At 38.7% G+C, this 26023-nt stretch carries 25 protein-coding genes; 5 read left to right on the top strand and 20 right to left on the bottom strand.

The window, feature by feature from the left end; all coding sequences use genetic code 11:
* Positions 1-21: 21 nt before the first annotated feature.
* The 16 genes from M1F91_RS00895 to ybeY form a co-directional block, all read right to left on the bottom strand.
* The gene (locus tag M1F91_RS00895; protein WP_016465935.1) at positions 22-1233 is read right to left on the bottom strand and encodes an FtsW/RodA/SpoVE family cell cycle protein; all 1212 of its coding nucleotides are present in this window, start codon (positions 1231-1233) and stop codon (positions 22-24) included.
* A gap of 212 nt (positions 1234-1445) precedes the next feature.
* Complete coding sequence (prsA, locus tag M1F91_RS00890; RefSeq protein WP_070678155.1) at positions 1446-2435, bottom strand: peptidylprolyl isomerase PrsA; 990 nt, start codon at positions 2433-2435, stop codon at positions 1446-1448.
* Between the two features lie 74 nt (positions 2436-2509).
* Positions 2510-3223 carry an O-methyltransferase gene (locus tag M1F91_RS00885; RefSeq protein ID WP_247912240.1) on the bottom strand — a complete coding sequence of 238 codons (714 nt, stop codon included), beginning with the start codon at positions 3221-3223 and terminating at the stop codon, positions 2510-2512.
* A gap of 1 nt (position 3224) precedes the next feature.
* Entirely contained in the window at positions 3225-5027 is a 1803-nt protein-coding gene (gene pepF, locus M1F91_RS00880; RefSeq protein WP_247912239.1) for an oligoendopeptidase F, read from the bottom strand.
* An 18-nt stretch (positions 5028-5045) separates the two neighbouring features.
* Positions 5046-6002: a competence protein CoiA family protein gene (locus M1F91_RS00875; protein ID WP_247912238.1), complete on the bottom strand. Its 957-nt coding sequence runs from the start codon at positions 6000-6002 to the stop codon at positions 5046-5048.
* Between the two features lie 237 nt (positions 6003-6239).
* Positions 6240-7388, bottom strand: a complete 1149-nt coding sequence (locus M1F91_RS00870) for a hypothetical protein (RefSeq protein ID WP_247912237.1) — start codon at positions 7386-7388, stop codon at positions 6240-6242.
* A 189-nt stretch (positions 7389-7577) separates the two neighbouring features.
* Entirely contained in the window at positions 7578-8438 is an 861-nt protein-coding gene (gene tehB, locus M1F91_RS00865) for an SAM-dependent methyltransferase TehB (protein ID WP_247912236.1), read from the bottom strand.
* Positions 8439-8452: 14 nt separating this feature from the next.
* On the bottom strand, positions 8453-8920 hold the full coding sequence (gene smpB / locus M1F91_RS00860; protein ID WP_001051741.1) for an SsrA-binding protein SmpB: 468 nt from the start codon (positions 8918-8920) through the stop codon (positions 8453-8455).
* A complete protein-coding gene (rnr, locus tag M1F91_RS00855) occupies positions 8883-11225 on the bottom strand; it encodes a ribonuclease R (protein ID WP_247912235.1) in 2343 nt (780 codons plus the stop codon). The genes smpB and rnr overlap by 38 nt, the downstream gene beginning before the upstream one ends.
* A gap of 94 nt (positions 11226-11319) precedes the next feature.
* Complete coding sequence (gene secG, locus M1F91_RS00850) at positions 11320-11553, bottom strand: preprotein translocase subunit SecG (RefSeq protein ID WP_000282517.1); 234 nt, start codon at positions 11551-11553, stop codon at positions 11320-11322.
* A gap of 39 nt (positions 11554-11592) precedes the next feature.
* A complete protein-coding gene (gene rpmG, locus M1F91_RS00845; RefSeq protein WP_007519517.1) occupies positions 11593-11742 on the bottom strand; it encodes a 50S ribosomal protein L33 in 150 nt (49 codons plus the stop codon).
* A gap of 83 nt (positions 11743-11825) precedes the next feature.
* Positions 11826-12419, bottom strand: a complete 594-nt coding sequence (coaE, locus tag M1F91_RS00840) for a dephospho-CoA kinase (protein WP_247912234.1) — start codon at positions 12417-12419, stop codon at positions 11826-11828.
* Entirely contained in the window at positions 12419-13243 is an 825-nt protein-coding gene (mutM, locus tag M1F91_RS00835) for a DNA-formamidopyrimidine glycosylase (protein WP_247912233.1), read from the bottom strand. The genes coaE and mutM overlap by 1 nt, the downstream gene beginning before the upstream one ends.
* Before the next feature lie 48 nt (positions 13244-13291).
* Entirely contained in the window at positions 13292-14191 is a 900-nt protein-coding gene (era, locus tag M1F91_RS00830) for a GTPase Era (RefSeq protein ID WP_006155820.1), read from the bottom strand.
* A gap of 17 nt (positions 14192-14208) precedes the next feature.
* The gene (locus tag M1F91_RS00825; RefSeq protein WP_247912232.1) at positions 14209-14604 is read right to left on the bottom strand and encodes a diacylglycerol kinase; all 396 of its coding nucleotides are present in this window, start codon (positions 14602-14604) and stop codon (positions 14209-14211) included.
* Positions 14585-15082, bottom strand: a complete 498-nt coding sequence (ybeY, locus tag M1F91_RS00820; RefSeq protein ID WP_247912231.1) for an rRNA maturation RNase YbeY — start codon at positions 15080-15082, stop codon at positions 14585-14587. Before ybeY ends, M1F91_RS00825 begins: the two co-directional genes overlap by 20 nt.
* Before the next feature lie 104 nt (positions 15083-15186).
* Here ybeY and M1F91_RS00815 point away from each other — a divergent pair, with 104 nt between their 5' ends.
* On the top strand, positions 15187-16839 hold the full coding sequence (locus tag M1F91_RS00815) for an NFACT RNA binding domain-containing protein (protein WP_247912230.1): 1653 nt from the start codon (positions 15187-15189) through the stop codon (positions 16837-16839).
* A 62-nt stretch (positions 16840-16901) separates the two neighbouring features.
* Entirely contained in the window at positions 16902-17762 is an 861-nt protein-coding gene (locus M1F91_RS00810) for a YitT family protein (protein WP_247912229.1), read from the top strand.
* A 59-nt stretch (positions 17763-17821) separates the two neighbouring features.
* Here M1F91_RS00810 and M1F91_RS00805 read toward each other — a convergent pair whose 3' ends face one another.
* Complete coding sequence (locus tag M1F91_RS00805) at positions 17822-19201, bottom strand: FAD-dependent oxidoreductase (RefSeq protein ID WP_004252642.1); 1380 nt, start codon at positions 19199-19201, stop codon at positions 17822-17824.
* A gap of 318 nt (positions 19202-19519) precedes the next feature.
* On the opposite strand from M1F91_RS00805, the gene M1F91_RS00800 reads away from it, so the two are divergent.
* The 3 genes from M1F91_RS00800 to M1F91_RS00790 are packed head-to-tail and all read left to right on the top strand — an operon-like array spanning position 19520 to position 22344.
* Positions 19520-20440 carry an FAD:protein FMN transferase gene (locus tag M1F91_RS00800; RefSeq protein ID WP_247912228.1) on the top strand — a complete coding sequence of 307 codons (921 nt, stop codon included), beginning with the start codon at positions 19520-19522 and terminating at the stop codon, positions 20438-20440.
* A 33-nt stretch (positions 20441-20473) separates the two neighbouring features.
* Positions 20474-21079, top strand: coding sequence for an NADPH-dependent FMN reductase (locus tag M1F91_RS00795; RefSeq protein WP_004252640.1), 606 nt, complete (start codon positions 20474-20476; stop codon positions 21077-21079).
* A gap of 17 nt (positions 21080-21096) precedes the next feature.
* Positions 21097-22344, top strand: coding sequence for an NAD(P)H-dependent oxidoreductase (locus M1F91_RS00790; RefSeq protein ID WP_247912227.1), 1248 nt, complete (start codon positions 21097-21099; stop codon positions 22342-22344).
* An 84-nt stretch (positions 22345-22428) separates the two neighbouring features.
* On the opposite strand, the gene M1F91_RS00785 is transcribed toward M1F91_RS00790, so the two are convergent.
* The 3 genes from M1F91_RS00785 to glyQ form a co-directional block, all read right to left on the bottom strand.
* Entirely contained in the window at positions 22429-22686 is a 258-nt protein-coding gene (locus tag M1F91_RS00785; protein WP_016465955.1) for a DUF896 family protein, read from the bottom strand.
* 21 nt (positions 22687-22707) lie between these two features.
* On the bottom strand, positions 22708-24744 hold the full coding sequence (glyS, locus tag M1F91_RS00780) for a glycine--tRNA ligase subunit beta (protein WP_247912226.1): 2037 nt from the start codon (positions 24742-24744) through the stop codon (positions 22708-22710).
* Between the two features lie 216 nt (positions 24745-24960).
* Complete coding sequence (glyQ, locus tag M1F91_RS00775) at positions 24961-25878, bottom strand: glycine--tRNA ligase subunit alpha (protein WP_000038760.1); 918 nt, start codon at positions 25876-25878, stop codon at positions 24961-24963.
* Positions 25879-26023: the final 145 nt, after the last annotated feature.

The raw sequence follows: 26023 nt of genomic DNA, 5'->3' as shown, positions 1-26023 counted from the left end.
TTTTCTCCTTGTCACATTTTCTTAGAGTTGTGCTTCATATTCGCTGTAGAGTTTTGCACGTTTTTCACTAGCATCGATATTTAACACAAAGGCGATAGCTACTGATAGAACCAGGAGACTATTCCCCCCTTGTGAAAGGAATGGGAAGGTTACACCTGTTGAAGGGATCAATCCTGAAATCCCTCCGATATTAACGAATACCTGAATTAAAATCATTCCACCAATACCGATTGCTACCATAGAGTTGAACGGATCTTTTGCTCGTACCCCCACTAAAATAATACGAAGAATTAGGAAGAATAATAGAGCTAAAATAAGACTGGCACCGACAAATCCAAACTCTTCAATCACAATAGAGAAAACAAAGTCCGTGTGTGCCTCAGGTAGATAGCCTCGTTTTTCGATAGAGTTTCCTAATCCTAGCCCAAACCATCCTCCATTTACCATAGCATAGTATGAATTTGCCAACTGGTGTCCTGCACCAGCGACATCATCAAATGGATTAAAGAAAGCACTGAATCGTTTAGCTACGTATCCAAATACTGGAATCTTAGAAAACTTATCAACACCAACAAGCTTAATGGTTGTTAGAGAAACAAAGGATAAACTGGTCAATACTCCAAGAATAGTTGCAAACCATCGGTGAGCTATCCCACTAATTGAGTACATCAACAATGCTACCAAAAAGAGAATTGTAGCATTTCCAAGGTCAGGGAAAATAGCCAAACTACCAATCATGACTAGAAGGACAAATCGCCAATCGTTAAACGCTCTAGGAAACCATTGGTTTTGAGTTAATACTTGGAAATCATAAACGGCAATTTCTTCTTGTTGTTTTGAAAAGCGTTGAGCCAAGTACCAAATGATGATAATTTTCAAGTATTCCGCAGGCTGAACAGTAATAGGTCCTACTTTGATCCAACCGTAAGCACCATTGATGGGAATCCCAATCAAACGTGCTAAAGCTAGTAACACTAACTCAGCAAACATAACGATAAATAACAAACGTTCGTTTCGAAGAAAACCAAGTTTCAGCTTATAGATTACTGCAATAAGCAACAAACTAACGATCCAAAATAAGCCCTGATTTCGAACCAATTGAAAGGCGCTCTTACCCTCCTGAATCAAGGATGCACTCGTTGTCGAATATACCACTATCAATCCCAGAACGGATAAGAGAATATAGGGCACTAAAATAGAGTAATTCAACAGGTGCCTTTTACTAATTTTCATATTTCACCATCTACTAAATTTTTAATTTTCTATTAATTCTAGTTTTACATGCTATTATACCACTTTTTAGACTAGAAAAAAACTCTTATCCGTTAAAGCCTAGAATTTAAGCTTTTAGAATTCACAAACATTTATTTATATTTTGGGCTTTTAGCTAAGAAAACTCCAAAAAAACTCTACCTTTCAAGAGTAGAAAGATAGAGTTTTCATCTTTAGTTTGAAGATGTTGTTGTCGTTTCAGCTGCAGTTGTGGTCGTTTCAGTTGCTGCTGATGTAGTTGTCGTTTGAGTTGTTGTATCACTTTGAATGTACTGAGTAAAGATATTTTGGAAGGCTTGATCTTTAACCTTGATATTTGCCGCCTGCAACTCTTTACTAATTACACCTTGAACAAAAGTAGCATCATTTTGTTTTTGAGTCAAGATAACTGTCTTCAATTTTTCTTTATAATCTTCCCAGTTAGAAGATTTTTCTGTTTTCTTGATCAATTTCACAATATAGAAACTGTTTGAATAAGCTTGTGTACCTGGAGCTGTGATCACATCTGAGATTCCATCAACATTAAGGGCAAAGGCTGCTTTTTTAACAACGTCTGGCAATTCTGTTGATGCAGAGTCGAAGGTGATTTCACCACCATTTGCTTTTGTCTTTTCGTCAGTTGAATTATCCTTAGCCAATTGTGCAAAATCAGCTCCAGATTCTTGTGCTTTAGCAAGTACTTCTTTAGCCTTATCTTCACTGTCAAGTTTAATCACTTGAGCAGTTACTTCTGGTGTGTACTCATCGTAAGCTTTTTTGTAGTTCTCATCTGTCAATTCAGCTTCTGCAGCTTTCTTAACAGCATATTCAACTAGTTTACTTGTACGAATTTGAGCTTTACGGCTTTCTGCTGTCATACCAGCACGAGAAAGAACGATTTGATAGCTATCACCATATCTTTTTTGCTCTTCTGCTACCGCATCTTCTACTTCTTTGTCACTTACTTCAGATCCATATTGTTTTTCAAAAACTTTTTGGATTGTCATATTGAGCAAAATTTGTTGAGCAGTTGGGTTGTTTTTCACTTCTTCATAAAATTGGTGCTCAGTGATGACATCACCCTTCATACTGATGAGGTCAGCTCCTTGAGAGCTATTTGAACAAGCAGCCAATGTAGCTACTGATAACAAAGTGATGGCACCAGCCAATAATTTTTTCTTCATGTTTACTCCTTTTTATACACTAGATAAATGTTTACCTTATCTATTTTACTAAATTGTCTTAAAAATATCTGAAATTAATCAACATCAGGCAGTTCTATTTCTGCTTGATTCTTTCTTAGCATCAAGATTCCATCTCCAAGAGGAACTAGACTAGCTGTTAATCCTGGATTGTCCAAAGTCGCATCAAAGAGTCGTTGCAAGCCCCGATAAATCGTCCGTTGTCCACGTCGGACTTCCATAATATCCTTAGCAATATCTCCACCTTGGAAAATATCATCCAAGACAACTACTCCACCAACCTCAAGGTGTTTGAGTATTTCTGGTAGAAAGATGATGTATTTGGACTTAGCAGAATCCATAAAAACAAAATCATAGGTCTCTGTCAATATTGACAAAACGTCTACCGCATCGCCTTCCAAAAGAGTGATTTGTTGGCGATTATCAAACTTGGCGAAATTTTCCTTGGCAAAACCAATCATTTCAGGATTTCTGTCAATGGTTGTTATTTTTGCATTTGGAGCATGATTTGCCATTAAAAGAGCTGAAAATCCAATTGCCGTTCCAATTTCTAAAATATTCTTTGGTTGAATTGTTTCCATTAGGAAACGGAAATAAGCGACTGTTTCATGAGGAATGATAGGAATATTCTCCTTGCGAGCAAAGTTTTCTAGTTCTTTTAAAGAACCAGTCACCTGCTCTTGTCTGTGGCGCATAAATTCCACAATCTCGTCCTTAACAACAGGCCGTCGCATGTTATGGTTAGCATTTTTACTGTATGACTCAACCATTTTATGCTAATCCTAATTTTTCAACAAGGGCTTCGAACTCATCCAAACGGCGTTCAAAGACTGCAAAGGCATCATTAAGATAGTCTTCTTTTTCCATATCAACACCAGCTTTTCGCATGATATTTAGAGGATAGTCTGACTTCCCAGCCTTGAGGTAATCAATATAACGGTCACGATCATCTTGACTACCGTGAACAATCTTTTCAGCCAAGGCCGAAGCTGCTGCAAAGCCTGTTGAATATTGATATACATAGTAATTATAGTAGAAATGAGGGATACGAGTCCACTCGTACTGAATTTGAGGATTGTCTTCCTTGCTCAAACCATAATATTCTTGGTTCAAGTCAGCATAGAGATTGTTTAAGAACTCGCTTGTCAAGACTTCACCATTTTGATCGGCTTGATGAATAGCATGTTCAAATTCAGCAAATTGAGTTTGGCGGAACACTGTTCCACGGAAACCATCCAAGAAGTTATTGAGAATAGCGAAGCGTGTTGCGTCATCTTGAACTTCTTGCAATAATTTTTCAGTTAGGATATTTTCATTGGTTGTTGAAGCAATTTCTGCCAAGAAGATTGAGTAATCTCCATATACATAAGGCTGGGTTTCACGCGTGTAGCTAGAATGCATACTATGACCTGTCTCATGTACAAGAGTAAAGAGATTGTCTAAGTTATCTTGCCAGTTAAGAAGCATGAAGGCGTTGGTATCATAAGAACCACCAGAGTATGCACCTGAACGCTTGCCTTGGTTTTCATACACATCAATCCAACGTTCGCTAAAGGCGCGTTTAACACGACTCAAGTAATCCTCACCAAGAACAGCCAAAGCTTCCTCTGCCTTCTTCAAGGCTTCCTCATAAGTAAAGCTGTATTCTACTGAAGACAGTGGTGTATAGACATCGTACATTTTAAGGTCTGGAATACCCAATATTTTTGAACGAAGTGAGAGATAACGATGCAATAATGGCAAATGCTTACGAACAGCAGATACTAAGTTGTCATAGACACTTTCTGGAACAAAGTTGGCCGCAAGAGCAGCTTCACGCGCACTCTTGTAGTTCCGAACTTTTGCACGGTAGTTTTGTACTTTTACATTTGTCTGCAAGGTTTTAGCGTAGGTATGTTGATATTGCTCATAGGTAGAGTATAGTGCTTCATATGCACCACGACGAACTTCACGGTTCTTAGATTCTACTAAGCGCATATAGACACCATGTGACAACTGCACTTCATTTCCATCTTCATCTTTAACAAATGGAAAGACGATATCTGCATTATCTAAGATAGCAAAGGTTTCACTAGCTGCCCCGAAGATTTCACCAGCACCTGCTAACAACTCTTCTTCACGTTGTGAAAGGACATGTTCCTTATTTTGCAAGAGTTTATCAAAGAAGTGTTTATAAGGCTGGAGTTTTGGTTCTTCTGCTAAAAAGTTTTGATACTGCTCTTCAGTAATTGCCATAAATTCTGGCTCATAGAAAGAGAATACCTGGTCGAGTTGACTATAAAGAGTCATTGCTTTTGCATAGTATTCTTGATATTTAGCAACTCGTGTATCCTGGTCGTTTTTCATATGAGCGTAGACATAGAGTTTTTCAAGACGACGACTCAAATCCAAATAACGCTCTGTAATATTAAGAAGGCTTTTTGCGCTATCCAAAAGATGTCCCTCAAGACTAGCTGCTTCTTTTGTATCCTCAGTTAATAGGGCTAATTCTTCTTCCCATTTTTGGTCTGTTTCAAAGATCGTTGATAGATCCCATGTATCTTTTTCATTGATTTCATTTCGTTGTAATACCATAAATTTCCTCCATCCTTTCTATTTTACCATATTTTTCGAGAAATAATGCTGATAAAAGGCAGGTGGATAGAGCTTTTGTTGCTGATTTTGTGGATTCAGTTCATAATAAGCCTGAAAGTTGCGGTAATAATCATATAGATTTTGACTTATCTGACAAAAATGACCATGTTCTATCGGCCTTACTTGGGGATACCAGTCCTGTATTTTTAGATTTAAAAGATTTTCTCCTCTTAAATAAGCTTGGGCTTGTTGTTTCATCCAATAGGGATTTTGATAATAGAGTTGTTTTTGAATGTAATGACAAATATTCTTGTCCTGTTCGACCGAAAAAGCAGTTAGCTCTTGTTGCTGATAAGGACTACGTAAAATTTCTAGGAGATTTCCTTTGCCATAAGAAAATTCCTTGAGCTGATAATGGAGTTTCCCTTTCAAATCTTGGTGAATGAGGTACTTGAGCCTCAAAACTTGTCTTTTATGGTCTAACTCCCAAAAATAAAATCCCATATTATTACTAAAGTAAAGAAAATCTCTTTGAAGTTTAGTTAGTCGATCTTTAGGCCAGAGCTTTTCTCCCAGTAGCCAAAGAACTTGAATTCCCAAACTTCGATAACCATTGCTTCTCTCCCGTAAAAGTTCGCAAGAAATAGGACTACACTGAACTTCTAGTGCTAATTGTTTGTTGATGAGGATATCTGCGATTTGCTTAAGTTCAGGAATCGGATATTCCATTTCTACTTCAGCATCTTTCTTAGCCCAATTAAAAAGTGCCACCTTATTCTCCAAATGCTCTGGACCTTCGTTCTCATGATAAAAATCACAACTTTTTAAACTTTCATGCGCAAAATGAGTTCTTACATTTTTTCCTTTTTTCAAGCGAACACTCGTTCCGCAAGCTGGACAATAATAAGCTTGTTTCTTTACTTCATTCTCTAACGCGTTGATTAAATGACCTTTTTTATCTCTAGCTAAAAACATAAACTCTCCTTTTCTAATTCATTCGAAAAGGATAAGAAAAGAGAGTGGGACAGAAATCAGTAATTTGTTAGAATTCGATTTCGTCGTCCCACCTCCGCACAGTTGAGTAGGGCTGTAAAAGCTGATGAAATCAGCGTAGTAGAGCCCACTCAACCACTGCGTCTTGCTCGACAATCCAAAGACAATTGAGAGGCTAGAACTATTATCCCAGACTCTTCTTCACTATAACATCTAGTATCATTTACGTTTGTTCTTCATATATTTCCGTAAAATGGGAATAAGATTCTGTATTTGATCCTGCTTTATCACCATTACACCATATTCCTGACAACGATGACTATAAACAGGATTGATTTTTCCAGAGCAAACAATCATTTTCAAACAATTATCACCTGCAAAATGATTGGCATATACTTCAAGTTCGTTAATAGCTTCAACTGCTAGATCCGTCATTTTACAAGAAATGAAAACTACAGAGTGACCTTTACGAAGAATAACATCAATCTCATTTTGAACATTGTCAGCCTCAGGGAAAATCCCATTCCAGTCAATTTCAGTACCAATCATACATTCATCAAAATACTCCGACTCAAGGGCTAGTAAATAGATAAACAATTCTAAAATATGCCCTTTAGTCCGACATAACAGATGTGCTTCTGGTGTTGGGAATGTATAAGTGACAGTATCTGTTGTTTCCTCTTCTACTTTCAATAAATTAGCTTTTGTGAACAAAGGAATTAAGCTACTGGGGTAAGAATAAATTTTTCCATTACTCTCCAAAATTTTTGCTGTTTCAGCGTGAAAATCATTTGTTTTTGCCAGTGCAAAGAATTGGGTAATCTGATACCATTTTTCAGGATTTTCGATAGCATATTTGGCCAATTTTTTTATAGCTAGCACTTGCTTATTAGAATGCTGAGGCCTTCTTGATTTAAGGACTTTTCCACCACGTAAAGCTATCAATTGTTCAATGGATAAACTTGGGATAGCTAAATCTTTATCCTTTATGTTACCCTTATCCCAGGAATACCGCCTTCCTTGTTCAACATCCATAGCAATAATGGGAATACCTTTCTCCAAACCATACTGATATAGAACTATTGCTAATAGATTATCTCCACCAAAAACATCGATGGTCACTGACTCAAAATCATTGGTAAACACGTCTAATTCCTGGCAGATTTTTTCTAGGTGAAATTGTCGAAAATGTACTTGTTTTAAGTGTAGAACTTGTTCCATTAGAAAATGCTTCAAGGATAGCTTTTCTTCCTCAGCAATTTTTCTTGTAGAAAGGTATAAAATCTCATCACAATCACTGACAAAAGCTTGGTAGACATTTTTCTCAATGGTTTGACGGTCGTATAGTTCAATTAAAAGACTAGTCATCTTAAGACCTCCTAGACAAAAAAGTCTGAAAGAATAGTGGTCGATCAGAATCGTTTTAAAATTATCACAATTCTGTTTAATTTCATCGACTTCTCCTACTTCTAGTATAGCATAAATTGAGATTTTCCTTTCTTATTAGGGTAACAAATAAGGAATAGAAAACGACTGCTCTCTATCCCTTTTATTCATTTATTTTACTTTTTTAGCCAACATGGTCGCAAAACGTAGTTGGATACGATTGCCATTCTCATCACGACGGTGGAGATGGCCAGTATTTTCATTGTACTTGACCAACTCCCAATCCTTGTAGTAGTCTGCCAATTCCCCTTCTTTAAAGGTAAATGGGAAGTTCACTGAGCAAGGATAATCCTCTGTATCCATAGCACACACAATCAAATTGTAACCTCCAATTGAGGTTTGTTCTTGCATGTTTCGGATAATAGCTGGAATGCGATCTGCTTGTAAAAACATCAGAACAACCGTTGATACGATAAAATCGTAAGTTTGTCCAATGCTAGCTGAATTGATATCGTAGAGACCTACAGGCATTTCTAGGTCTTCTTGCTCCACAATGCTTTGCAAGATTTCAAGAGATAGCTCATTTTGATCTACAGCTGTGACATCAAAGCCATGTTGAGCTAGAAAGAGTGCATTTCTTCCTTGACCACATCCTAGGTCTAGTGTCTTACATGGTTTTACTGTATCCATAGCTTCTAAAACTTCCGAATGGACTGGATTAGTATTGTATTTCTTTGGAAAATAATCCTCTGCTTTACAATAAAATTCCAAGTACCATTCCACATCTTCTGTGGCAGCTTCTACTCTGTGCCAAGCTTGAGGTTGTGCCATAGGATTATCAGCACCTGCTTCAAAAAAGTGCTCGGCTAAAACTTCCCCGTCTTCAGTCAACTCAATAAACTTTAGAGTCCCTTTTAATACGGTAATCTTGCCCCAGGTTCCGACCTTAGTATTGTGTTTTCTTTGAACAGCCTCTGGCATGGTGTCTTTATTCCAGACAGGCATGCGTTTGTAGGCAACTAGTTTTTCCATATTCTTCACTCTTTCTATCGATGGTTAACAGCTTTCATAACACGCGCAATATCACGATCTTGCTCACGACGTTTAATTGATTCACGTTTGTCATAGTCGTGTTTCCCTTTTGCTAATCCTAAAAGTAACTTGGCATAGCCATCTTTAATATAAACTTTAAGAGGAACCAAGGTCATCCCTGTCCCTTTGGTTTCTTGCTCCAATTTCTGGATTTGTTTTTTATGAAGGAGAAGTTTACGACGACGTTCGGGTTCCTGATTCCAGATATTTCCTTCTTCATAGGGTGCAATATGCACGTTGCTCAGCCAAACTTCCCCATTTTTTACTTGGGCAAATCCATCCTTAAGATTGATGCGAGCAGCTCGAACACTTTTAATTTCAGTTCCTGTCAGTACCATTCCTGCTTCTAGCGTATCTACGATTGTATAGTCGTGGTGCGCTTTTTTATTTTGCGCGACGACCTTTCCCTCGCCCTTTGCCATGCTTAGCTCCTTTCTTTGCTACTTCCTTATAAAAAGGTTTCTTGCTCTTTTTCTTCTTGTCTTTTAGAGAATGCTTGCGCTTATCACCTAAGCGACTAGATTTTCTCTTATCTTCTTTCTTATCCGAACGACGCCCTCTATCCTTACGACCAGAGTCTTTCAAACCTTTTTCAATGACATCAAATTCACTTGGAATAAAGGAGAAATCGATCTCACCAGTCATCTTATCGGCTCTTTCGACACGAATACGTATCTGTTGTCCCACTCGGAAAGTAATTCCTGATTTCTCCCCACGAAGAGTTAAATCACGTTCGTTAAAATGATAAAACTCAGGCAGATTTGTGATGTGAATTAACCCTTCGACTGTATTTGGCAATTCAACAAAAAGACCAAATTTAACAATACTTGAAACAACTGCATCATATTCTTCACCAACGTACTCTTCCATGTATTCAGCTTTTTTCATGGCTTCGACTTCACGCTCTGCCTCGATAGCACGGCGCTCCCGGTTGGAAGACTGGGTGGCAATCTCAGGAATGACCTGTTCAAAATGCTCTGCTACATCCTTAGAACGTCCATAGTCACGAATCATACGATGAACAAGAAGGTCAGGATAACGACGAATGGGGCTGGTAAAGTGAGTGTAGTAGTCTGCAGCTAATCCATAGTGACCGTGATTATGCTCAGAATAACGAGCCTGCTGCATCGAACGCAGAAGCATCATGGACAATACATCCGCATATGGCTCGCCTTCAACAGCACTCATGATGTCTTGAAGGGCTTCCTGGCTTATCTCACTGGCAGTTCCATAGATACGCAATCCAAAACTTGAAGCGTAATCAATAAATTTCTGAACTTTTTCAGCTTTAGGTTCCTCATGGATACGATAGATAAAAGGTAAATCAAGCTTGCTGAAGTGCTCGGCAACTGTTTCGTTGGCAATCAACATAAAGGACTCAATCATACGTTCAGCAACACCACGATGACGAAGTACGATATCGACAGGTTTCCCTTTTTTATCTACCAAAATCTTAGCTTCATTGGTATCAAAATTTAAAGCACCACGCTTGATTCGCATACTTTCCAAAGTCTCATGGAGCTTGGCCATAAGTTCGATACTAGGAACAATTTTCTTATAGTCTTGACTCTTCTCCTCGTCACCAGCTAGAATGTCATTGACATCACTATAGGTCATACGGAAACTTGTCTTGATAACAGTCTGAGTAATCGTATAATTACGAACACGACCATTTTTATCAATCTCCATAATAGCAGATTGAGTCAAGCGGTCCACTTGAGGGTTAAGAGAACAGATACCGTTTGAGAGGCGCTCTGGTAGCATTGGAACTACACGGTCTGTCACATAGACAGAGGTCGCACGATTAAGAGCTTCCTTGTCTAGAGCAGATCCCTCGGTCACATAGTAGGAGACATCGGCAATATGAACACCTAGTTCGATATTTCCATTTTTCAATGGTTTGATGTGAACAGCGTCGTCCAAGTCCTTGGCATCAGCCCCATCAATGGTAAAGGTAATTTCATCTCTTAAGTCTAGACGACCTTCCAGATCTTTCTCTGATGGAGCGTCTGGCACATTTTCTGCCTCTTTGAGAACAGTCTCTGGAAACTCAGATACAATGTCCATTGATTCCAAGACCTCAAGAACATCAATCCCTGCATCTGTAGAATGTCCAACCACATCTAGCACACTAGCGACAAAAAAATCGTGTTTCTTACTTGGGTACTTATCGATAAAGACCTTGAGAACTTCTGTACCGTCTAATTGAATAGCTGGCTTCTTAACGTAGATTGGTTGACTAATCTTTTGATTTTTTGAACGGATGTAACCTGCATACTTGGGTTTTTCCTCATCAAGAACGATTTGACCAACAACCGTCGTCAAACTGTGTTCTAAAATATCGATAATCTTTGCTTCAGCTGCAGTTCCTCTTTGGCGATCCGCAACCTTCTTGATTACAATTTCAACAGTATCGCCATCAATGGCATAGTTCACATCATTTTTTCCTACAAAAAGATCGTCTTCCTCACCTTCGAGACTAACAAAGCCGAAGCCATTTTTATGGGCATGAAAAGTTCCTTTAAGAGTAATCTCGTGTTTCTTCTTTTGGTCCAAGGTGAGACTACCATCTTCTTCAAAGCGAATTTGGTGCTTTCTCTCCATTAGGGACAAGGTTTTAATGAGCTCTCGAAAGTCCTTGGAACCATCCTTTCCAAGAGCTTGAGCCAAGTCATTTACAGTGACTCGTCCCTTTTCTTTTAAATATTCTTTTATTCTATCTTTCATGTTTTCTTTCTACATTGTTAAATTATTTTCGGTGTAAAACCTTATGTCTTTAAAAACAAAAATAGGCTAAGACCTAGTCTCGCCCATTATTTTCTTATCTACTTGATAATACCGTCAATGCTAAGGCAATAGCTAGCCAGAAAAAGACCAAGATTCCTGTCAAACGTTGCATTACGGCTTCAAAACCACGCGCTTTGCTACGTTCAAACAAATCACCTGAACTGGCATCGAATACATTGCTAGATTGATTTTTAGTTGGTTGCATAAAAATTGCAATCACAATCACAACAGATAATACTAATAAAATGGTTAATAATAGGTTATACATATCAAACTCCTTAAAATCCCTATTATTCTACCATAATTTCTACTTAGATTCAAGATGTAGAGTCACTTTTCTTTCTTTGGGACAATACTTTAAGACTTCAATCTTATCTGGATGTGTTTTGGAGTTCTTACTGGTTAGATAATTCATGCTGCCACAAGAGGAGCATTTTAGATTAATTTTTACACGCACTAGATTTTTTGTATTTGATACTATTTCAATCTAAGATGATTTGAGCAAACAATACCAAAATTCTCCTTCCTAACAATGTTAATTTATAGACACATTTCTTCAAACAACTGAACTACTTGAGCTATCAACTGTTCTTGATTTCCATTATTGTCTAGACTGTGACTAGCCAGACTAATTTTTCTTTCTAAAGGCCATTGAGAGTTTAAACGGGATTCGGCTGCTTCTTTTGAAATTTGGTCCCGTTTCATTAATCGCTCTAATTGAATATCGCGATTTACATAGATTAGCCAAGTTTCGTCGAACCATGAAGCATAGTTCTGCTCAAAAAGCAGGGGAATATCCATGAAAAAGAGAGCTTCTGTCTGAGCAAACTGATTTCGTAATGCAGCTAACTCCTCACGAATAATCTCACCTTGGGTTCTCTTAGACCATTCTTGCTCTTCAAGATTTGAGAAAATAAGGCTAGCAAGTAAGGGGCGATTCAGTTCACCATTTTCAAGAAGGATTTTCTCCCCAAAATGCTCCACTAAAATCTGAAATAATCGTCCACCAGGTTTTTGTAGTTGGTGGACGACTGCATCTGCATCTACAACTTGAAACCCTTTTTGTCTTAAAAATTCTGTGACAGTGGACTTACCTGACGCAATACCCCCAGTGATTCCGATTATTTTTCCCATCACTTCCTCCTTTGACACTTAGGACAAAAGTGGGTCCCACGACCACCTAATTGAATTTTTTCGATGATGGTTTCACAACGCGAACAAGCTTGACCTGCCTTGTCGTATACCTGATGGAATTCCTGCATGGTGCCATCTTCTCCAAATGCATTGGTATAAGTGCGAATTGTTGAACCACCCTTTTCAACCGCCTGACCTAAAACATTGATCGTTTCATCATGTACTTTTCTAGCCTCTTGTGCTGTTAAACTATTAGAGGTTCTAGAAGGATGGACTTTCGCTCTCCAAAGAACTTCATCAACATAGATATTTCCCAATCCTGCAACCAAAGTCTGGTCGAGAAGATGCGATTTGATTGGTTTTTTAGATTTTTTCAAGGCTAGTTTAAAACTCCCTAAATCAAAATCCTTCTCAGTCGGTTCCGGACCAAGTTTTTTTGAAATAAAGTAAGAATCCAAGAGTTCGGGTGCTAACAGTTCCAAGGTACCAAATTTACGGACATCCTCATAGACTAAAGTCCCGCCATCCTCAAAATGAATCAACACATGGGCGTGTTTACGTTCTGGAACTTGGTCTGGGTAATAAAAATACTTACCTTCCATTCTCAAATGAGAGATTAGAACTTTGTCGGATAAATAGAAAAGCAGATACTTGCCACGACGTCCCATTGTTTGAATGACTTGACCAGGCATTTCCTTTTGAAATTCATCCAAATCAGTTTTAATCATCTTGGAGTAACGAATGTCAATGTTTGAAATCTTCTTCCCCAGAATTAATTTTTCCAGACCACGTCGGACAGTCTCAACTTCTGGTAATTCAGGCATAGCTTCTCCTTCTCTAAAAACAAGAAGCAGGCTCCTGCCCACCTCTTCTTAATATTCTTTTTCGTTGTAACCAAAATCGGCAAGATCTAATTTCTTATCGCGCCAATTTTTCTTAACCTTGACCCATGTTTCTAGGAAGACCTTGTCTCCTAACATGAGTTCGATATCTTTACGAGCCATGGTTCCAATTTTCTTGAGCATGGCACCGCCTTTACCGATGATAATCCCTTTTTGGCTGTCACGCTCGACCATAATGGTTGCTCGGATATGAACCTTGTCGGTCTCTTCGTCTCGTTTCATAGAATCAACCACTACTGCAACTGAGTGTGGAATTTCCTCACGCGTTAAGTGTAACACTTTTTCACGAATCATCTCTGATACTAGAAAACGTTCTGGGTGATCGGTGATTTGATCTGACGGGAAATATTGGAAACCTTCTTCTAAGTTTTCGCTCAAAATATCGATCAAATGCGAAACATTATTTCCTTGTAGAGCTGAAATCGGTACAATTTCCTTAAAGTCCATCTGATTACGGAAATCATCGATTTGAGCCAAAAGTTGGTCTGGGTGCACCTTGTCAATCTTGTTTACCACGAGAATGACTGGTACTTTAGCGGCCTTGAGACGTTCGATGATCATATCGTCACCCTTGCCACGTGGCTCATCTGCAGGAACCATAAAAAGCACGGTATCCACTTCACGAAGAGTGCTATAGGCTGACTCCACCATGAAGTCTCCAAGGGCTGTCTTTGGTTTGTGAATTCCTGGAGTATCGATAAAGACAATTTGTTCTTTATCAGTGGTATAAATTCCCATGATTTTATTACGCGTTGTTTGCGCCTTATCACTCATGATGGCAATCTTTTGCCCCATGACATGATTCAAAAAAGTTGACTTCCCGACGTTAGGACGTCCTAAAATGGCTACGAAGCCTGATTTAAATGTCATAGTTACCTCTATAATGTTTAAAATAGCAAATCCCAAATCCTAGGGATGAAAATGATAAGTCCAGTCACTGCAGCAAATAAAGACACAACAAGAACTGCACCTGCAGCCATGTCTTTAGCCTTCTTTGCAAGCATATCGAAGTGATAATGGCTAGCCAAATCCACTACATTTTCAATAGCAGAATTCAAAATCTCAAAAGCAATTACTAAAAAAATGCTTAATAGGAGAAAGAGCCATTCAATTCTGGAAACTTGAAAAACAATGCCTGCAATTAGAACTAAGAGAGAAGTCACTGCATGCTTTCTCATATTACGCTCTTCTTTTATGGCAGTAAAAATACCTGTCAGGGCAAAATCTAAACTTGAAAGCAAGTCGCGATTCTTCCATTTTCGTTTATTGTCTTGTGAGTCCATAGGCTGTTAAAATTTCTTCTTGTAAACCGAACATCTCCGCTTCTTCTTCCGGAGTGTAGTGATCATAACCGTTTATGTGTAAAAAACCGTGCACAGCTAAAAAGCCCATTTCACGTTCAAAACTATGACCGTACTCTTCAGCTTGCTCATGCGCTTTATCAATTGAAATGAATAACTCGCCGATATAAGAATCAAATTCTGACATCATTTCTGCTAAGTCAGGATCTTCTGCCAAATCCTCTTCGTCAAAGGTAATCTCTAATTCAGGTTTATATTCAAGGCTAATAACATCTGTTGGACGGTCAGTAGCACGAAACTCTAAATTGAGTTCATGACTGCGTTCATTGGTCACAAAAGTGACTGCCATCTCCTTGTCTTCTTTTCCTAACTTTTTGGCAGCAAACTCTAAAATTTCTTGAGTTTGTTGTAGAATTTCTTTAGAAACCTGACCAGTTTCATCTACCATTTCAATATACATGCGTTTCTCGATTCTCTTTACTTGGCTTTATTATACCATATTTCTATGATTTTATTCTACCTTTTTGATATAATACTATGGAATACATTCATAAGGAGAGAACCATGTCATTTGATGGATTTTTTTTACACCACATGGTTGAGGAATTGCGAGCTGAACTACTAAACGGTCGCATTCAAAAAATTAATCAACCTTTTGATCAAGAATTGGTCTTACAAATCCGTAGCAATCGCCAAAGTCATCGTCTGCTCCTTTCTGCTCATCCTGTTTTTGGACGCATCCAGTTGACAGAAACGACCTTTGAAAACCCTGCTCAACCTTCTACCTTTATCATGGTTTTAAGGAAATATTTACAGGGTGCTGTTATCGAGTCTATCGAGCAGATTGAAAACGATCGAATCGTTGAAATCACTGTTTCTAACAAGAATGAGATTGGAGACGATATTCAAGCCACCCTCATCATTGAGATTATGGGTAAACATAGTAATATCCTCCTCGTAGATAAGTCTAGCAACAAAGTTCTTGAAGTTATCAAGCACATTGGTTTTTCTCAAAATAGCTATAGGACCTTATTACCGGGAGCTACTTACATCGCACCACCAAATACAGAGTCTCTCAATCCTTTTACCACCAAGGATGAAAAATTGTTTGAAATCCTACAAACACAAGAATTGTCTGCTAAAAACCTTCAAAGCCTCTTTCAAGGTTTAGGCCGTGATACAGCAATTGAATTAGAGAATTTATTAACTGATGATAGGCTTTCTAATTTTCGTGACTTTTTTAAGCAAGAAACCAACCCATGCTTAACTGATAAATCTTTCTCTTGTGTGCCATTTTCCAATAAATTAGACGATCATTTTTCAAGCCTTTCTCAACTACTTGATGTCTATTATAAAGACAAAGCTGAACGCGATCGTGTGAAGCAACAGGCTAGCGAACTCATTCGCCGAGTTGAAAATGAACTTCAAAAAAATCGTCAAAAGCTCAAGAAGCAAGAAAAAGAACTGCTTGCTACTGAAAATGCTGAGGAATTCCGACAAAAAGGTGAGTTACTAACGACTTTTCTTCATCAAGTTCCAAATGACCAAGACCAAGTTGTCTTAGACAATTATTACACCAATCAGCCAATTACAATCGCGCTTGATAAGGCCTTAACACCTAGTCAAAATGCTCAAAAATACTTTAAACGTTATCAGAAGTTAAAAGAGGCTGTTAAATATCTGACTGAATTAATCGAAGAAACAAAGGCTACTATTCTCTATCTGGAAAGCGTCGAAACAGTCCTCAACCAAGCTGGGCTAGATGAAATTGCTGAAATTCGTGAAGAATTAATTCAAACTGGTTTTATTAGAAGACGCCAACGCGAAAAAATTCAAAAGCGTAAAAAGCCAGAGAAATATCTGGCTAGCGATGGTAAAACCATTATTCTCGTTGGACGAAACAATCTTCAAAACGAGGAATTAACCTTTAAGATTGCACGCAAAGAGGAACTTTGGTTCCATGCTAAGGATATCCCAGGAAGCCACGTGGTCATCTCAGGAAACCTCAATCCTTCTGACGAAGTCAAGACGGATGCTGCAGAACTCGCAGCCTACTATTCGAAAGGACGTCTTTCTAATCTCGTTCAAGTGGATATGATTGAGGTTAAAAAACTCAATAAACCGACTGGTGGAAAACCTGGTTTTGTTACCTATACCGGTCAAAAAACTCTTCGTGTTACACCTGATTCCGAGAAAATTGAATCCATGAAGTTGTAATATCAGTCTTATTTTAATAATATTATTACTTCACTTTTACACAAAAATAGGAGGGGAGCTCAATGCTACGGCATATTAAACCAACTATAACTATTATATTCGGAGCTGCTATCTTCGCCTTCGGACTTACTTATTTTGTTGTTCCACATCACTTGTTCGAAGGTGGAGCAACAGGGATAACCTTGATTACCTACTATCTCTTTAATATCCCTATTTCGCTGATGAATATCTTAATTAATATCCCTCTCTTCCTACTAGCTTGGAAAATATTTGGACTAAGATCACTGTATTCCAGTCTACTTGGAACCATTGCCGTCTCCGTCTGGTTAGCTATCTTTGAGAAGATTCCTCTTCAGTTTAACCTTGAAGGTGATTTGGTTGTTGTCGCTCTAGTAGCTGGTGTCCTCCTAGGTGTTGGACTCGGTGTTATTTTAAACGCGGGTGGAACAACCGGTGGTACTGATATCGTAGCTCGTATCCTTAATAAATACACCAATATCTCTGTTGGAAAATTGCTTTTCGGACTTGATTTTCTGATTCTAATGTTGATTTTAATCATCTTCCAAGACCTACGTCTTGTAACCTATACTCTCTTATTTGACTTCATCGTTTCAAGAGTTATTGACTTAATCGGTGAGGGTGGATATGCTGGAAAAGGATTTATGATTATCACTCAAAAACCGATGGAATTAGCCGATAGAATTAACGAAGAACTCGGTCGTGGTGTTACCTTTATCTCAGGACAAGGCTACTATAGCCAAAAGGACTTAAAGATTATTTACTGTATTGTCGCAAGAAATGAAATCGTGAAGATGAAAGAAATGATTCATACAGTTGATCCGATGGCCTTTATCACTATCACGGAAGCTCACGAAATCCTTGGAGAAGGGTTTACTTTCCCAGCAAGAGACGAGGTTTCTTAACCTTAAAATAAAAAAGTAACTTCAATAGTTGAAGTTACCTTTTTTTGTCATATCATCAATTATTTTTCTGCTGTAAGTGCAGCCATTGTGATGTAGTTGTATGGTTTATTGAAGTGTGGCAAGAAGAATAGGTCTGTCAATGCTAATTTATCAATTGTAACGTGTTCTTGAATAGCAAGTGAGAACATGTGAATTCCCATGCTAATTGCTGAATCACGAGATACCATTTGAGCACCAAGGATTTCACGGCTATCTTTATCAAAGACGATCTTGATAGCTACTTCATAGTTGTCATGTTTCATAAATTCTGGTTTTTGAAGATCGTTGAATCCAGTTTCAGTTGCATTGTAACCTGCAGCTTTTGCTTTTTCAAGTGTCAAACCAGTTGAAACCATGTGAAGACCATAGATTGAGATACCGTTTGATCCTTGAACACCGATTCCTTCAAGCTCATGTCCACAAGCGTTGTAAGCACCAACGATACCAGTACGAACAGCGTTTGATGCAAGAGCGATGTAGCTAGTGTCTTTACGAGCGTTGTCATAAACAGTTGCACAGTCACCAACAGCATATACACCTGGGATAGATGTTTCTTGTTTCTTGTCAACAAGGAAAGCACCGTTACGGAAGAGTTCGATCTTACCATCAGCAAGTGCAGTATTTGGACGGAAACCAACTGCAAGAACAACCATATCCACATCAAATGTTTCTTTGTCAGTGATCAAGCGTTCAACTTTTCCTTCACCTTCGATAGCTTTAACAGTTTGACCAAGTGCCAAACGGATGTTGTGGTCTTCCAAGTTTTTAGCCATCATTTGTGTGAAGTCTTTGTCATAGTATCCGTTCAATACAGTGTCAACGATATCAACAAGGACAACTTCTTTTCCAAGACGTTCGAAAGCTTCAGCAAGCTCAACACCGATGTAACCACCACCTACAACAGCGATACGCTCAAGGTGTTTGCTCTTGTCAGCAAGTTTGTTGATAACTTCTTCTGCGTTTTGGTACAATTTAACGAATTGTACGTTTTCAAGAGTTGCTTTGAACTCACGGTTACCTTTAACAATTTCAACGCCTTCAATCGGTGGCAAGATTGGAGTTGAACCAGTCGCAAAGATCAATTTGTCATAAGACTCTTTGTGTTCTTGACCTTCAACTTCTGCTGTCACAACTTTATTGTCATAGTCGATTGAAAGAACAGGTGAGTTCATGTAAACTTTAGCACCTTTTGCTTCCAATTTTTCTTTATCAGAGTAGAACAATCCTTCAGCGCCGTCGATTTGTTCACCAATCCAAAGAGCCATTCCACATCCAAGGAATGAAATGTTTGAGTTTTGGTCAAATACAACGATTTCGTTTTCGTTTCCAAAGTTGTCCAACATAGTGTTGATACATGCAGTTCCAGCGTGGTTAGCACCCACGACTACGATTTTACTCATAAGATAAATCCTACCTTTATTTTTTTATTTACCTCTCAAGTATACCATTATCTGTTAACGTTTTCAAGACTTTTGACCCGTTTGATGTTATTTAAGAAAGTTTTTGAAAGATATATCAATTTGTTTTCAAAGAGTTCTTATTTATTTGGAGCTGTTTTTAATTTTTTAAGCATATTTCTTGACTTTTTGTAAAAAATGATTTGTGAAAACGCTGACTTTATGATATTCTATTTATATGGAAATAGATTATGAATTTTAAATTTCTTATTAATTCAAGATTTGTAGCTATTTCTGAGTGATTCGAAGGGAGTTGATTCTTTGCCTCTTAGTTCATCATCTGAGCGATTAATGGGAACTACGATTACTATTTCCTTAGTACATGAACAAGCCGATAATCTTCTCCGTCAAGCTTTTGATTTGCTCAAGGAACTTGAATTCCGCTTCAATGCTAACAGTACTGAATCTGAATTAATGGAAATTAACTATCAGGCAGGTATTGCCCCAGTTAAAGTCCACCCTGATTTGTTTGAGCTGATTTCATTAGGTCTAGAACACAGTCTAGCACCTAAAAGTCATCTCAATATTAGTATAGGGCCTTTGGTTCAAACCTGGCGTATTGGTTTTTCCGATGCAAAGGTTGCAAGCTCTGAAGAAATTGCTCAAGCTTTACCACTAATAGACCCTCATTTTATTAAACTCGATTCAGTCAATTCTACGGTTTTCCTAGAAAAAAAGGGAATGAAAATTGACTTAGGGTGTTTAGCAAAGGGGTACAGTGCAGATAAGGTTGCAGCTTTCTTAAAAGAAAACGGCGTCACTTCTGCTCTTATCAATCTTGGAGGAAACATCCTCACAATTGGGAACAACCAAGCAAAAGATGGACGTCCGTGGCAAATTGGTATTCAAGATCCAAGTAATCCACGCGGTAATCACCTGATGACCTTATCCATTACTGGAAAATCAGTGGTTACATCTGGGATTTATGAACGGCATCTTGAAATCAATGGCAAGGATTATCACCACATTTTCGATAGTGAAACAGGCTATCCTATTGAAACGGATTTAGCTAGTTTAACCATAATATCTGACCGCTCTGTTGACGGCGAGATATGGACCACACGATTATTTGGCGAACGTAGCGCCTCTATTATGTGGCAAGTCGAAAATATTGATGGTATCGAAGCCATCCTCATTGACAAAGATGGACATGTCGCTTGTTCATCTGGTATCCAACGGTAATTAATTAATAATGCAAAAGAGAAAGGAAAGCCCATGCTTAAACTTATTGCTATTGTAGGAACAAACTCAAAACGTTCCACAAACCGCCAACTGCTTCAATATATGCAGAAACACTTTGCTGACAAAGCAGAAATCGAATTGGTAGAAATTAAAGATCTGCCTGTATTTAACAAACCAGCTGACAAACAAATCCCAGCTGAAGCTACGGAAATCGCTGCTAAAATCGAAGCTGCTGATGGAGTTATTATCGGTACACCTGAATACGATCACTCAATCCCAGCTGTTCTTATGAGCGCTCTTGCTTGGATTTCATATGGTGTATTCCCGCTTTTGAACAAACCTGTCATGATTACAGGTGCTTCATATGGTACACTCGGTTCATCACGTGCTCAATTGCAACTTCGTCAAATTCTTAATGCTCCTGAAATCAAAGCTAATGTTCTCCCAGATGAATTCTTGCTTTCACATTCTCTTCAAGCATTTGATCAAAATGGTGACTTGGTAGATCTTGATGTCATCAAGAAATTGGATGCCATCTTTGATGACTTCCGTATCTTTGTTAAAGTTACTGAGAAATTGCGTAACGCACAAGAACTTCTTCGCAAAGATGCTGAAGATTTTGATTGGGAAAATTTGTAAGATAGGAGATCGAAAGAATGAAATTTGTTGGACTTGTTGGATCAAACTATGATCAATCATATAACCGCAAACTCTTGGAGTTCATCCGCCGTCAGTTTAAATTTAAATTTGAACTAGAAGTTTTGGAAATCGATGAAGTTCCAATGTTTAACCAAGACGAAAAATGGGACGAGAGCTTCCAGTTGCGCCTTCTTTACAACAAAATTACTCGAGCTGATGGTGTGATTATTGCTACTCCAGAGCACAACCACACTATTTCTGCTTCACTTAAGTCAGTCCTTGAATGGCTTTCATTTGAAGTTCATCCATTTGAAAACAAACCAGTTATGATTGTGGGTGCGTCATACTATGACCAAGGTACTTCACGTGCTCAAGTTCACCTTCGTAAAATTCTTGATGCACCAGGAGTAAATGCCTACACATTACCAGGTAATGAATTCCTTCTTGGAAAAGCCAAAGAAGCTTTTGATGCAAACGGAAATATTATTAATGAAGGAACTGTTAAATTCCTTGAAACTTGCTTAGATAACTTTGTCAAATACGTAGGAGTCGTATCTAATTTGAAAAAACCAAAACCAATTGAACCAGAAGACTTGGATTGTGGAAAACCAATTGCCACAACTATTACAGAAGTTGACCCTGACGATCCAGAATGGGTAGAAAAAGTTGCAGAAATCACAGGAGCTGTATCTGGTGATACATACGTTAAACTTGACCATGGTATCCTTACAGTTAACCAAATCGATATGTTCTTGAAAGCTATGCCTTTTGAATTGACATATGCTGACGATAACAACCAATTCCTATACTACAACAACGCTCATCAAGATCCAGAAACAATGTTTGCGAAACGTGTACCACCTCAATCTGGTAGCCGTATGTCAACAGTTCACGGATCACTTCCACCTGCACGTATGAAGAACGTTGAGTGGGTTATCGGTACGCTTCGTAATGGAAACCAAGAATACGTACGTACAATTGTTCCTGGTTCTCCAGCAGGTGTTATCAATACTCACAACTACCAAGCTATGTACTATCCTGATGGATCATATGCTGGTATTAATGAAATTGTCTTTAACTTCCAACCATGGCTTGACTGGTATTTGAAAGAAACTGGTCAACGTTTGGTAGGCGGTAGCGGACCTTTTGCTCCTGCTGCTGGAGGTCACGGAGATGCCGATGCTACTTCTGGTGCATCTGACGCTGGAGGACATGGTGATGGTGGCCACGGAGCTGCTGATGCTACTTCTGGTGCAAGTAACTAATAACTAACAAAAAGGAACCATTTTGGGTTCCTTTTTTTATAATAGAAATCTCGGTTCGCACACACAAACCGAGAATCTTTTTATTTATGAATTCGGATCATCAAGACTACGGCCATGTAAACCTTTTTCGCGTTGCACTTGACGAAGCTTTTCCGGTGTCACATCATTTCCTTCCTCATCCACGATTTTAATTCCTTCAACGTGGTGACGAACCGCACGACGATAGCCTTCGATATACTCTTCACGAAGTTTGGCTTGTTCTACTTTTTCTTCCGCAGTCAAACCTTCTGTTTTTTTCTTTTTAGCAAGCTCATTAATACGAGCAATTTTTTCTGGTGTCATATTAAGACCTCCAATTATTTTTTATTTTGTATTGAGGAGATTGAAAGCAGCCACTGTTTTTGCTTTATTAACAAGTTCAGTAAGGATAGCTAAACGGTTGTTCTTCACATCAACATCCTCTGCCATAACCATGGTATTGTCAAAGAATGCATCAATTACAGGACTAAGAGCAAATAGTTGCGTTAATTTATCACTAGCTGAACCTTTCAATTCTAAGCTTTCTACAGCTTGAGCTAGTTCTTTTTCCTGTTCATTTTCAAAGAGACTTGCATCAACTTTGACTGAACCTTCTGCCTTTTCTGCTAGGTTAAAGGCGCGAGATAATGACTCAACTGATGATTTGTAATCTTCAGTTTTCGCAGCTTCTGAAAGAGCTTCTGTTGCTTCAATCATATCAGAGACAACAAAGTTTGAACTTGCTAGAACAGCCTCTTTAATATCTTTTGCAGTAGAACCCATCATCTTATCAACACGAGCTTTGATGAAGTTAAGCACTTCTTCTTGGTTATCGTAGGTTAAACTATCAAACGATAAAGCATAAAGACTGGCAATCAACTCATCCATTGGAATATTCCATCCAAAGTCTTCTAAGATTCGAACAATCCCTTGTGTTGCACGACGAAGGGCATAAGGGTCGTTTGAACCAGATGGAATCAAACCAACAGAGAAGAAAGATAAGAGAGTATCTAATTTATCGGCTAATGCAAGTATTGCTCCAACTTTAGATTCAGGAAGAGCACCGTCTGCTGAGTCTGGAAGGTAGTGTTCACGGATTGCTTGTGCCACTGCAGCATTTTCACCTGCAAGAAGCGCATACTTCTCACCCATGATTCCTTGAAGCTCATCAAATTCACCAACCATACCGGTTAAGAGGTCAAATTTATAAATGGCTGCAGCACGAGCAAGATCAATAGATTCATCAACTGATAGACCAGCTTTTTCTGCCAGCAGGATAGCAATTTGCCCTGTACGAATCATGTGTTCACGAAGTGATCCAATCTTTTCATGGAAGGTAACGTGTGAAAGTTTAGCAACTAAATCTTCAATCTTGAGTTTTTGGTCTTCACGCCAGAAGAATTCTCCATCTTCCAAGCGGGCAACCAAAACTTTCTCATTTCCTCGAATGACATTTTCCAAGTGTTCAGCATTTCCGTTACGAACTGAAATGAAGTTTGGTCTTAGGTTTCCATCAAGATCACGGACAACAAAATAACGTTGATGAGTTTCCATTGAAGTAACCAAAACTTCTTCTGGAACTTCTAGGTATTTAGGATCAAAATTACCCATAAAAGCGGTTGGATATTCGACCAAGTTTAAGACTTCGTTTAAAAGTCCTTCATCAATCTGTACTTGAACGCCTTGTTCTGCTTCAATTTCCTTAATTTGTTCACGAATCATATTTTCACGTTCAATACTATCAGCAATGACATAGACTTTTCGTAAGTCTTCTTCGTAACTATCAGCATGACGGATTTCAACTTCATGTCCAAGGAAGCGATGTCCTCGACTCACTCTGCCTGAATGAATATCTAAGAAATCTAGTTCAAGAGCTTCATCATCCAAAAGCACTGTCAAAGTGTGGACTGGACGGATATATTCAAAAGTATTGTTTGCCCAACGCATGCTAACAGGGAAATTTAAGCTAGCCAAGACTTCTGGAATTCCAGTCAGAACTTCTTCCGCTGGTTTTCCAGCTTCATGCTTAGTTACATAGACGTATTCTTCACCTTTGATTTCACGGAATTCAATGTCATCTACAGTCAAGCCTTTCCCACGGACAAAACCTTGTGCTGCTTTAGAGAAATTTCCTTCTGCATCCAAAGCAATTTTCTTAGAAGGTCCTTTAAAATCTTCAGTCAAATCTGTTTGTTGGTCTGCTAACCCAAGTACACGAACAGCTAAACGACGTGGAGTTGAAAATGTTTGAATCCCTTCATATGAAAGGCGGTTGTCATCCAAGAAGGCTGCCATTTTTTCGCCGAGTTGTTTTTCACTTGGTGTGACAACGTAGGCTGGTAACTCTTCGAGTCCTAGTTCTACTAATAAGTTTTTTGTCATGTTTTTTCCTTTACACAATCAATTAATTTTCTTCAACAAGACCTTTAGTAGTGGGGGACGCAAGCAAACCTTCGGTTTCATTGCTAACTGCCAAGCCTTAAGTCTCGTCAGTTCCCCAATCGGATAAGAAACTTCTTATCCGACTTTCACTACAGCGGTCTTGTTTTATTTAGCGACCTACGGTCGACTTTCAGTCATTTATTCCCGTAATTCTGTCTATTCTTCCTCTTCTGCGAGGAGTTTGGCACGGGTTGCTTCGTCGAGAAGTGGGTATCCGAGTTTCTTACGTTCTGCAACGAAAGTTTTGGCTACTACACGGGCCAAGTTACGGATGCGGGCAATGTAACCAGCACGTTCTGTAACGGATACCGCTCCACGAGCATCAAGCAAATTGAAGGTATGTGAACATTTCAAAACATAGTCATAGGCTGGGTGTACAAGACCCAATTCCAAAGCACGTCCAGCTTCTTTTTCAAATTTTTCGAAGTTTTCAAGAAGCATATCTTGGTCAGAAACTTCAAAGCTGTATTTTGAATGCTCATATTCTGGCTGAAGGAAGATTTCTCCGTATTTAACTCCTGGAGCCCATTCGATATCATAAACTGAGTCTACTTCCTGGATATAGGAAGCTAAGCGTTCCAATCCGTAGGTAACCTCAGCAGTAACAGGACCAGTTGCTAAACCACCGACTTGTTGGAAGTAAGTGAACTGAGTGATTTCCATCCCATCAAGCCACACTTCCCATCCAAGACCAGCTGAACCAGTTGATGGGTTTTCCCAGTTGTCTTCAACGAAACGAATATCGTGTTCCAATGGGTTGATGCCCAATTTTTCCAAAGACTCAAGGTAGAGTTCTTGGATATTTGATGGAGATGGTTTCATAACTACTTGGAATTGGTGGTGTTGGTAGAGACGATTTGGGTTTTCTCCGTAACGACCGTCAGCAGGACGACGAGATGGTTCTACATAAGCCGCATTCCATGGCTCAGGACCAATGGCACGAAGGAAAGTATAAGGACTCATGGTTCCCGCACCTTTTTCGTTATCATAAGCCTGCATAAGCATACAACCCTGATCATTCCAGTATTGTTGCAAAGTAAGGATGATTTCCTGGAAAGTCAATTTTTTAGACATTGTTTTCTCCTTTTTTCTATATGATTGAGTCTGACTCAGGATACAAAAAAACCGTGTCTTTGCTCCTAAGTCAAGTGACCTAGGGGCGTCAAAAACGCGGTTCCACCCTAATTTATTACTTCATTATCTTTATTAAAATACCAAA

This window comes from Streptococcus sp. oral taxon 431 (assembly GCF_023110115.1).
In the GTDB taxonomy this organism is placed as follows: domain Bacteria; phylum Bacillota; class Bacilli; order Lactobacillales; family Streptococcaceae; genus Streptococcus.
This window is presented reverse-complemented; position numbering and strand designations above follow the sequence as displayed.